This is a genomic window from Allomuricauda sp. CP2A (assembly GCF_001683915.1).
GTDB lineage: Bacteria > Bacteroidota > Bacteroidia > Flavobacteriales > Flavobacteriaceae > Flagellimonas.
The window spans coordinates 1-9,937 of the sequence record NZ_LXTT01000098.1 but is presented as its reverse complement, the minus strand read 5'-3'; the positions used below and the strand labels follow the sequence as shown (position 1 = coordinate 9,937).

General features: G+C 40.6%; 9 protein-coding genes and 1 pseudogene. 7 read left to right on the top strand and 3 right to left on the bottom strand.

Features of this window, described 5'->3' with window-relative positions; genetic code table 11:
* The 3 genes from A7D14_RS20235 to A7D14_RS11410 all read right to left on the bottom strand — a co-directional run.
* A partial coding sequence (locus A7D14_RS20235; RefSeq protein WP_218058531.1) for a hypothetical protein occupies positions 1-308 on the bottom strand: 308 nt, incomplete at its 3' end.
* 92 nt (positions 309-400) lie between these two features.
* Positions 401-1,477, bottom strand: coding sequence for a FecR family protein (locus A7D14_RS11415; protein ID WP_036379419.1), 1,077 nt, complete (start codon positions 1,475-1,477; stop codon positions 401-403).
* Between the two features lie 90 nt (positions 1,478-1,567).
* Positions 1,568-2,167: an RNA polymerase sigma factor gene (locus A7D14_RS11410; RefSeq protein WP_163634980.1), complete on the bottom strand. Its 600-nt coding sequence runs from the start codon at positions 2,165-2,167 to the stop codon at positions 1,568-1,570.
* Positions 2,168-2,460: 293 nt separating this feature from the next.
* On the opposite strand from A7D14_RS11410, the gene A7D14_RS11405 reads away from it, so the two are divergent.
* From A7D14_RS11405 to A7D14_RS11375, 7 genes and pseudogenes are all read left to right on the top strand, one after another.
* Positions 2,461-4,197, top strand: coding sequence for a sulfatase (locus A7D14_RS11405; protein ID WP_081894176.1), 1,737 nt, complete (start codon positions 2,461-2,463; stop codon positions 4,195-4,197).
* Between the two features lie 34 nt (positions 4,198-4,231).
* Positions 4,232-5,119, top strand: a complete 888-nt coding sequence (locus A7D14_RS11400; protein WP_036379423.1) for a hypothetical protein — start codon at positions 4,232-4,234, stop codon at positions 5,117-5,119.
* Positions 5,120-5,129: 10 nt separating this feature from the next.
* Entirely contained in the window at positions 5,130-6,011 is an 882-nt protein-coding gene (locus A7D14_RS11395; RefSeq protein WP_036379425.1) for an alpha/beta hydrolase, read from the top strand.
* Positions 6,012-6,202: 191 nt separating this feature from the next.
* Positions 6,203-6,415 (top strand): transposase, encoded by a 213-nt coding sequence (locus A7D14_RS20565; protein ID WP_220123573.1) that lies wholly within the window; start codon positions 6,203-6,205, stop codon positions 6,413-6,415.
* 204 nt (positions 6,416-6,619) lie between these two features.
* A pseudogene (locus A7D14_RS20560) lies at positions 6,620-7,393 on the top strand (IS3 family transposase); the annotation flags it as partial.
* Between the two features lie 193 nt (positions 7,394-7,586).
* A complete protein-coding gene (locus A7D14_RS11380; protein ID WP_067034461.1) occupies positions 7,587-8,675 on the top strand; it encodes a hypothetical protein in 1,089 nt (362 codons plus the stop codon).
* Between the two features lie 127 nt (positions 8,676-8,802).
* Complete coding sequence (locus A7D14_RS11375) at positions 8,803-9,585, top strand: IS3 family transposase (protein ID WP_141673372.1); 783 nt, start codon at positions 8,803-8,805, stop codon at positions 9,583-9,585.
* Positions 9,586-9,937 lie beyond the last annotated feature (352 nt).

The following is a 9,937-nucleotide window of genomic DNA, read 5'->3' as shown; positions in this document are numbered from 1 at the left end:
AATAAAGAGTCAAGAACGTTAGGTAAGGTTATATTGTTTTTCTTGAGAGTAATTGAATTATCATTGGGCAAAATACCATCTTTGTAAAAAAAGATGTACTCGCTTTCATCCTGTAACTGGTTGAATAGTGTCTCTAAACTTACATTTTTAAGGTCAAGATTAAACTTGGTCTGTGCGTAAGAGTCGTTTGCATTGAGGGCGGTTAACCCCAATAATATGTAACAAAGAAAGGACCTCATTATTTTTATTGAAATGGATTGACCATTTAATTTGCCTAGAACATGGGCAATACTTAAGTAATTATTCATAATTTTAGAGTTCAGTTTAGTTATTACTTCGGTAATACATTTTACCGGCAGATGCGCCAACATCTGTCGGTTTTCATTTCATTCTGTATATTTTATTTCATAGGCACTGTATCTTTTAAATTTAACTTGGTGGAGGCCAGTATGATTTTGTCGGTTTGATATTCCGCAAAAAAGTTAGATGCTTCTCCTATAGTTTGTATGACTTGCCCCAGATTTTCCTTTAAGTCAAGTTTTCCAGAAAATGTTTCTGTTTTTAAATGATTTTCCTTTATGAAAATTTCCACACCATAATATCTCGACAATTTTGTGGTGATATATTCCAAATCACGGTTTTTCAGATTTAGGAAGCCTTCTCTCCACCCAAAATATTCATCAATGTTCACATCGTGCATTTCTATTTCTTTGGTTTTGGTATTATAGCCAGCCATTGTGCCCGGGGCCATCTTAAAAGACTTTTCGTCATCATGGTCATAGGTCACCAAAACACTGCCGCTCTTAAGAACTGTACTAGCCATTTCATCATCGGGATAAGTGCTGACATTGAAAACGGTTCCCAATACATTGATCTCCTGATTGGTCGAGATCACCCGAAAGGGTTTTGATGGGTTATGTGCAACTTCGAATATGGCCTCACCTTCGAGAAAGACCTCCCGCTCCTTATCCCTGAAAAACGCAGGGTAGATAAGCCTAGACCCTGAATTTATCCATATTTTCGTTCCATCAGAAAGGGTCACGTCGGTACGTTTTCCAAAGGGCACCAGTATCGTGTTGAATACAGGTTTTTTTTCATCTTCTATAGTTTGTCTATATTTTTCACCTGTTCCCACGTGCAGATCTTTTCCCGTTGACGAGTACCTTAATGTGTTGTTCTTTTCATTTAGTTGAATTTTTTCTCTCTCTCCGAGCACCACGATTACTTGGCTGCTACTGCCAAAGTCAACAATTGATTTATTTTCATCAATATAATCCTGCAATGACTGTTCGCTAGATTTGTCAAAAACGGTAAAAACAGCAAACAACAGCGCTATCGATGCCGCCGCACCGTACAACAACGTTGCCCTTCGTTGCCTTTTTGCATTTTTTCTTAGAAGTTTGGCCGATCTTATAATACGGCTCTTAAGCTTTGTCCGCTCTAAGTCGGAAAGTGGTTCGTTCTCGCTAAAGTTCATACTTTATTTGTAATTATGGGGTAAATGGAACTTACCGTCCATATATAAGAGGGCAGTTTTTGATATTTATAGACAAAAAAAAACGCTTTTTTAAAAGAACAATGTTAAGGCCGTGTCGCGGATCGTTTTTAACGTTCTGTAAACCAGCGTTCTGGCAGAAGCAACAGAAAGTCCCAAATCTCCGGCGATCTGTTGATATGTCTTTTCTTGGGCGAAACGAAGTCGAAGTATCTTTCGTTGATGATCCGTTAAATTAACCATTATTTTTTTTAGCCTCTTTGACAGTTCATTTTCTTTTTCATCTTCGATCATTTCTTCCTCATGTGAAATAACCGTCAGGCCTGCAGTAGAGTAACTATTGTTAAAGGTTTCCAATTCGCTCTCCAAACTCTTGATCTTATGGTCGCTTTGCTTAATGAGTTTTCTTTTAAGGGACATTATCAAATAGGCCTCTATGTTTTTGACATCCGATAATTTCTTGTGGTATCTATAAAGGTCTAGAAAAAGATTGTGGATTTCATCTTGAACTTTAGCTCTATCTCCACTGATTTTGTACCCATAGGCAAAAAGTTTGTCAACGTAAAGGTCATATAGAGACCCCAAAGATGCCAAACAGCCTTTCTTCAGATCTTTCCAGAGCAGTTTCTCTATAGAGTCCAATACTTGGTCTATTTTTTTTTCTCTTCCCATTGATACCGTAATCCAAATGGTATGGCAAATTTGCCGATTGACAAAATCATAATTAGTAAATGGAATATTATCATGTCCCATTATTGAAATTATCGCAACTAATGTATAAAAAAAATAAAGAATTGATAACAATGATAAATTTTTTTACAAATTAACTTTTTAATGATATGAGAAGTTGGGTGCCCAGCTCAAAAGGGCTAAGAGTGTCAAGAAAACAAAAAATGATGTCTATAAAAAAAGGGTTTTCATCTCTTACTAAAAATGGGCGACCAACAAGTTAAAACTCTGCAGACATGAAAAGTCATCTTAAAAAAATAGGTCAAGGAACGACTAGGTTGTTGCTTATGGTTGCCATCTTATTGGTTTTTCTTATGTGTAAGGTGATGTTTTCTCAGCAAAGCCCGAATATAGTTTGGATAGTATGCGAGGATATTTCCCCTTTTTTGGAAGTATATGGCGATTCAATTGCGAAAACCCCTAACATAAATGCTCTGGCTCAAGATGCGGTTGTTTTTACAAAAGCATATACCACGTCCGGGGTATGCGCACCCAGTAGATCATCCATTATTACCGGCATGCATGCAATTTCTATAGGCACACAACACATGCGCACCCTTTCTAACTCAACAATTTTTATGCCGGAAGGCCTGCCAAGCTATTCAGCCGTTTTGCCGGACAATGTAAAGGCTTTTCCTGAATATCTAAGGGCACGGGGCTATTATACGACAAACAACTATAAAGAAGATTATCAGTTTGAAGTGCCGGTTACAGTTTGGGATGACAGTAGCCCAGCGGCTTCTTATGAATATAGGCCTAAAAACGTTCCGTTCTTCAGTGTGTTCAACTTGGCTGTCACACACGAATCAAAGTTGATGGCGTCGCCAGACAGCATTTTTTTCGACCCCAATGACATGAAGTTGCCTCCATATTACGTCGATACCGAAACTGTGCGCAAAGATATGGCAGTTCTCTATACCCGTATCGAACAAATGGATCAGGCTGTGGGCGAGATTGTTGACAAGTTAAAAAAAGATCAAGTCTATGATGACTCTTATGTGATATTTTTTAGCGATCATGGTGGATGCATGCCTTGGACCAAGCGGGAAATTCTTGAAAGGGGGACGCATATACCTTTAATCATTAAATTTCCCAAAAACCGTTTTTCCGGCACCAAAGACGATAGGTTGATCAGTGCAGTGGACTTGGCACCAACAATGCTTTCCATAGCGGGTATCAAGCCTCCCGACCATCTTCAGGGAACCGCTTTTCTGGGGGCATACAAATCTTCGGAAGGAAGAAAGTATGTCTTTGCGGCGAGAGACCGTATGGCAAATAAATATGATAGGGTACGGTCTGTGAGCGACGGTGACTTCAGGTATGTGTACAACTTTATGCCAGAACTCCCCAAATACCAAGACCTGCAATACAGAAAGGGCATACCCACGATGAAAGAAATATTGGAACTCTATAAAGAGGGAAATTTAGATAACCCCTATCTGTTGGACTGGTTTGCCGGAAATAAACCTTCCGAAGAACTCTATCACACGAAAATGGATCCCAATGAGTTGTTAAATATTGCGGAAGAGCCCCAATATGCGGCAAAAAAGAAAGAACTTAAAGAAACTCTTTTTGATTGGATAACAAAAGTGGGCGACCTATCCTCGGTCGGCGAAAAAGAGATGGTATTCAACAATTGGTGGAAAAACACAAAGGAACCTCCTAAAACATCTCCCCCGAAAATAATAGGTAACAAAAATGGGGTTACTATAGAATGTGCTACTAAAGGAGCTTCGATCGGTTATCGCATAGTTGACCAAGGTGACCTCCTTGACGCGAAATCAAGGCGTAGGGCCAAAAGTTGGGATTTTGGTTTTACAATCGACCAAGAAAAGACCATTGAACTTGTTGATGTGCACAAGCCATGGAAGATCTACCTAGGAGAAACCATTAATTTGGAAAAGGGACAGACACTTATCATCAATGCCCATAGAATCGGGTATTTGCCCAATGAAGTGACCTATACATATTAGAATTTTAACAAAAATTATATAAATCAATTTAACTATGAAGAAAATCAATCGCTTATTTTTTGGAACGGCATTTTTGTCATTGCTATTGTTCGCCTCCTGCTCGGACACATCTTTTGAGGAAGAAAACCTGAATGCTTCCAAAAACCTAACCGAGTCGGATAAAGTATCGCTGTTCGGCAACATGTCCGAAGACATTCAATTTGATGGTTACTACGTAGGGGCGGACACCTTACTTTTTGATTATCGGACCACCAGTATTCTGGATGTGCCCCCAGTATACCCAGAAACAATCACAAACGACGAACCCATATGGTTTATCAACGGTGCCGGCAACGATGTGACAAGACAGTTCAAAAGCATGCTTGAAATTGCAGAATTTACAGGTCGCCCCGTTGTTGGCATACACAATGGCACCAAAGGAGGAAAACTGGATGCTCTTGAAATCATCTTGCCCACCAACGAGGTCGTGGAGGCCGCTATTGAAAAGAGTGTGCTCGAAATCATTGATACAGAGACCAGGGTACTTTTGTTGGGACACAGTCAGGGGGCCTTTCACTTGGCCAGATCACTACGTTCGCTGGAAAACCAGCTTTCGAACAGCCAATTGGGCCAACTCATGGTAGAAACATCGGGTGGTGCAGGTATGTGGTTCCCCCGAGGCCCCCAATATGTCCATTATGCCAACGAAGGTGACCCAGCCCCAAAGTTGCACGGAGTGCTCACCCCGGGCGCATTACCTGGAAATAGAAGCGTTATCTTGATTTTTGATGACGAATGGTATGATATCCCACCTGAGATTGACACCCCTTTTACACGAGTACATGCCCAAATCGTTTATTTGCGGAATCGACTGACTTTTGCCGAGGCTCGGACCTATGCCCCTTTGTTCGGCAGCAAAAAGATCAACTTGGATAATCTATAAATAACAAAAAATGAAAAAATCAAGAAGTTCTATTACTTCAATTGCCATAACTCTACTAAGCACGATGTTTTGTTTTGGCCAGGGAAAAGTTTTGGAAGGACAGTCGGTAAAAAGCGCCATTTTGGGCAAAGAGGTTGATTATACCGTTTATTTGCCAACCGGTTATGATGACTCTACAAGAAGCTACCCTGTAATCTATCTTTTGCACGGTTATGGGGGTGATGAAAATGTTTGGGTACAATATGGGCTTATAGACCATTTCATGGATTCTGCCATTGAGAAGGCACAAATCCCTCCTTCAATTGTAATAATGCCTGATGGAGGGCAGTATTTTTACATCAATGATTTCCAAGGCAATTCAAGGTTTGAAGATATGTTCTTTCAAGAATTTATACCAATGGTCGAAAAAACCTATAGGATTAAAAAGACAAAGGAACACCGGGCCGTTGTAGGCAATTCAATGGGTGGCTATGGCGCCTTTTTGTATGGGGTGAAACACCATGATATGTTCGGTACCTGTGTGCCACTCAGTGCGGCAATTATTTCAATGGATGATCCAATGACCAAAAACCCCATGTGGAAAGGACTGGCTAAAAACCTTTATGGGATGGATGTAGATTCTGAAAACCCGGATACTAGCCATTGGGATGCCAACAACCCCATGAAATTGATTAATACAATAGCAAAGGATAACCTGAAATTAAGACTTTACTTTAACATCGGCGATGATGATTTTCTATATACAGGTAATGCCGCGGCCCATGTCTCATTACGAAACATGAAAATAGACCATGAGTTCCGCATCATTGATGGTGGGCATGATTGGACATTTTGGCGGTCCTCTATCCCCGATTTTCTAAAATATATAGGGCTGGGCTTTATGAGACAGTGAACTTAAAACAGGGAGAGAGCCAAGCCCCATGCGGGCAGGCACTATGCGTAATCTTCATTTCCCGTTATATTGGAAAAACAACGCGCCTTGCCCTAGGGGTTTGGTCTCTATTCCCTTTCGCTTTGGACTTACTACATTTGACTGGACATTGAGAAAAGAGCATGTTGACTGTTTGAATTAACTTTGAAAACATGTCAAAACAAAAAAGAGAGTACACAATGGAGTTCAAGCAAAAGGCTGTCGAACTGAGCCATGCAAGGGGCAATGCAGCAGAGGTATGTAGGGAACTTGGGCTGAACCCCTCGGTATTGGGACGCTGGCGCAGGGAGGCCAAAAAAAATGGGGAGAACAGTTTTTTCCCGGAAAGGGGAACCCCAAGCTTACTGATGAACAAAGGGAGATAAACCTAGCTCAAGAAAAAACTGAGGAGCGTGGAGATCGAGCGCGATATCCTAAAAAAGGCAATAGCCATCTTCTCCTAGGGCGACAGGAAAAATATAGGTTCATAAAACACCACAGGTTCAAATTTCCTGTCGGGAAGATGTGCAAAATGTTCAAGATAAGCAAAAGTGGGTATTACAATTGGTTGAACCGGGCCTTCCAGAAGATGGTTGGAGAACGAGGCCCTGACGGTGGCCATACATGGTATTTTCAAGGACAGCTTTGGGAGTTACGGGGCACCAAGGATCCAGGATGAGCTCTTGAAAAGGGGATATGGGGCCTCAAGACCGAGGGAGGCCAGGATAGTGAGGGCCAACAGGCTTTTCGCCAAAAGAAAGAGAAAGTTCAGGGTCACCACGGACAGCAGACACGATTATCCGATAGCGCCCAATATATTGGATCGTGACTTTACGGTACACAGGAAAAACCAGGTATGGGTATCCGACATGACCCGCATAAGGACCGGTGAGGGATGGATGTACCTGACGGTGATCATGGACCCGTTCCAACGAAAGGTCGTTGGAAGGTCGATGGGCAAGACCTTGGGGACTGCCGACACCATAATTCCCGCTTGGAAGATGGCGATAAGGTCGAACAATACCGCGGACAGGCTTATTTTCCATTCCGATAGGAACTCACAATATGCCAGTTACGAGTTTGCCGATATCCTTAAAGAGCATAATGGTCCAGTGGTACAATCAATGAGCCGAAAAGGGAACTGCTGGGACAAGGCAGTGGCGGAATCCTTCTTCAAGAGCTTGAAGGTCGAATGGGTGTACCATCAAAACTATAGCTTCAGGTCCGAAGCGGAACTATCGATATTCGAGTGGATAGAGACCTGGTACAATAGAAGCAGGACACGCTCGACATTGGACTATAAAACAATAGAGGAATTTGAAAACGAAATGTATAACCAAAAATCAGAGGCATCAGAGGCATGACTCTTAACTGGTTGTCCATTTTTTTGTTGCAAGCCCAGTTTACACGGCTTATCCACTTGGGCATAGCTGACGAAATTGGCGTTATATGCTTAAGAAAGTTGGAGATATAAGCTAGTTGGGCACAATCTGGAAAACACATAGTTTCTGTAACCTATTAGCAATTTGAATTGTCTAATACTTAAAAGACAACGCAATGTTTAGAATACTTACAAACCTACTTTTAACCATACTGCTTCTTTCTTGTAGCAAAAATTCAGTTACACCTACTGAAATGCCGAAACCTAAATTACTAATTGGACTTTCTCTGCAACAATATAAAAATACAGCTCCCGGTTTAGACGGATATCTTGAAGGACTGGACTATGCGGTTCGAAATGGCATTAATATATTTGGAATGAGCCCTGAATGGAATACATTGGAAACTAATCCTAATTCTTATTCATTACAAGATAATCTGGCAAATCCTCTTAATTTACTCGATCCAGATAAGACCAAATTGAATAGTTATATTCTTGTCTTGAAAATGATAGATACAAATATCAAATCAGTTCCAGATGATTTAGAAAACTTGGATTTCGATGATCCCGATATGATAAATAGATTTTCACTGCTTTTAGATAAAATTTTTTCAGAAGTTCCATCCATCGAAAGAGTTTCCTATATTTTAATAGGAAATGAAATTGATGGATATTTAAGTGCCAATCCAAATCAATTACAAGGATTCAAAGTATTTTATGTATCTGCTATTCAGAAAATACACGCATTAAATCCAAAAGTAAAAGTAGGCACAATTATTACTTTTAACTCAGCTAAAACTAATCCAACCTTGTTTGACACATTTAAATATGTAGGCGATTTTATTTGCTATACCTATTACCCAACAGACGAGCAAAATAGCATTCCTTGGCAAATGCGTCCAACCAACCAAGTTAAAGATGATATTGACTGGATGGTTCAGAATGCAGCGGGTAAACCAATTGCATTTACAGAAATAGGATATACATCTTCAAGTGAAAATTCATCATCTGAAGTACAACAAACAGAATTTGTGCAAGTAATGTTTAGCTCTTTGAAACCATATATAGACAGTAAAAAAGTAGCGTTCGTTTACTATCACGGTATGTATGATTATCCTCAAGGATTCTGCAACCAATATGCCCAGCAACAAGGTGTCGATTCAACTTATTTATGTGGTTTTATGGATAACTTAGGTCTTCACAGTTGGGAAACTGGGCAACCTAAACCAGCTTGGAATACTTTCGTGAGTGAAATAAATGAATAACACTGGGCCCAACAATGATCACCGTTGCGCAAGTCTCGAAAATTTGGAAAACTTAATTGTGGACTTACTACATTTGACTGGACATTGAGAAAAGAGCATGTTGACTGTTTGAATTAACTTTGAAAACATGTCAAAACAAAAAAGAGAGTACACAATGGAGTTCAAGCAAAAGGCTGTCGAACTGAGCCATGCAAGGGGCAATGCAGCAGAGGTATGTAGGGAACTTGGGCTGAACCCCTCGGTATTGGGACGCTGGCGCAGGGAGACCAGGATAGTGAGGGCCAACAGGCTTTTCGCCAAAAGAAAGAGAAAGTTCAGGGTCACCACGGACAGCAGACACGATTATCCGATAGCGCCCAATATATTGGACCGTGACTTTACGGTACACAGGAAAAACCAGGTATGGGTATCCGACATGACCCGCATAAGGACCGGTGAGGGATGGATGTACCTGACGGTGATCATGGACCCGTTCCAACGAAAGGTCGTTGGAAGGTCGATGGGCAAGACCTTGGGGACTGCCGACACCATAATTCCCGCTTGGAAGATGGCGATAAGGTCGAACAATACCACGGACAGGCTTATTTTCCATTCCGATAGGAACTCACAATATGCCAGTTACGAGTTTGCCGATATCCTTAAAGAGCATAATGGTCCAGTGGTACAATCAATGAGCCGAAAAGGGAACTGCTGGGACAAGGCAGTGGCGGAATCCTTCTTCAAGAGCTTGAAGGTCGAATGGGTGTACCATCAAAACTATAGCTTCAGGTCCGAAGCGGAACTATCGATATTCGAGTGGATAGAGACCTGGTACAATAGAAGCAGGACACACTCGACATTGGACTATAAAACAATAGAGGAATTTGAAAACGAAATGTATAACCAAAAATCAGAGGCATCAGAGGCATGACTCTTAACTGGTTGTCCATTTTTTTGTTGCAAGTCCAAGTTCAAATCTGCTTAAGACATACAGGGAGTAATAGAGATTAACAAAATAAAGTAGCATCCTCTTTGAAAACTCTTTCATATATTTCTTTTGGTAACTTCTTCAGAATCAATAAAAAGACGGGCTTCTATCTTAGGAAGGTTGTAGCTTTTCTGATTCTTTATTTGATTACGGTGCATGAAGAAATATTTACTTCATCTTAAATGAAAGATTCTGCTATATTTGTCAGAAATCAAAACAATACATTTATTATGATTACATGTAATAAACAAACTATGCTATGATGGCATTAAGACTATTTATTATTTTGACATTG

What these genes read in the sequence shown, in the direction of transcription:
- A7D14_RS20565 (WP_220123573.1), top strand. Translation starts at nt 6,203, where the DNA reads ATGTCAAAACAAAAAAGAGAGTACACAATGGAGTTCAAGCAAAAGGCT.
- A7D14_RS11410 (WP_163634980.1), bottom strand. Translation starts at nt 2,167, where the DNA reads ATGGGAAGAGAAAAAAAAATAGACCAAGTATTGGACTCTATAGAGAAA.
- A7D14_RS11395 (WP_036379425.1), top strand. Translation starts at nt 5,130, where the DNA reads ATGAAAAAATCAAGAAGTTCTATTACTTCAATTGCCATAACTCTACTA.
- A7D14_RS11380 (WP_067034461.1), top strand. Translation starts at nt 7,587, where the DNA reads ATGTTTAGAATACTTACAAACCTACTTTTAACCATACTGCTTCTTTCT.
- A7D14_RS11375 (WP_141673372.1), top strand. Translation starts at nt 8,803, where the DNA reads ATGTCAAAACAAAAAAGAGAGTACACAATGGAGTTCAAGCAAAAGGCT.
- A7D14_RS11400 (WP_036379423.1), top strand. Translation starts at nt 4,232, where the DNA reads ATGAAGAAAATCAATCGCTTATTTTTTGGAACGGCATTTTTGTCATTG.
- A7D14_RS11405 (WP_081894176.1), top strand. Translation starts at nt 2,461, where the DNA reads ATGAAAAGTCATCTTAAAAAAATAGGTCAAGGAACGACTAGGTTGTTG.
- A7D14_RS11415 (WP_036379419.1), bottom strand. Translation starts at nt 1,477, where the DNA reads ATGAACTTTAGCGAGAACGAACCACTTTCCGACTTAGAGCGGACAAAG.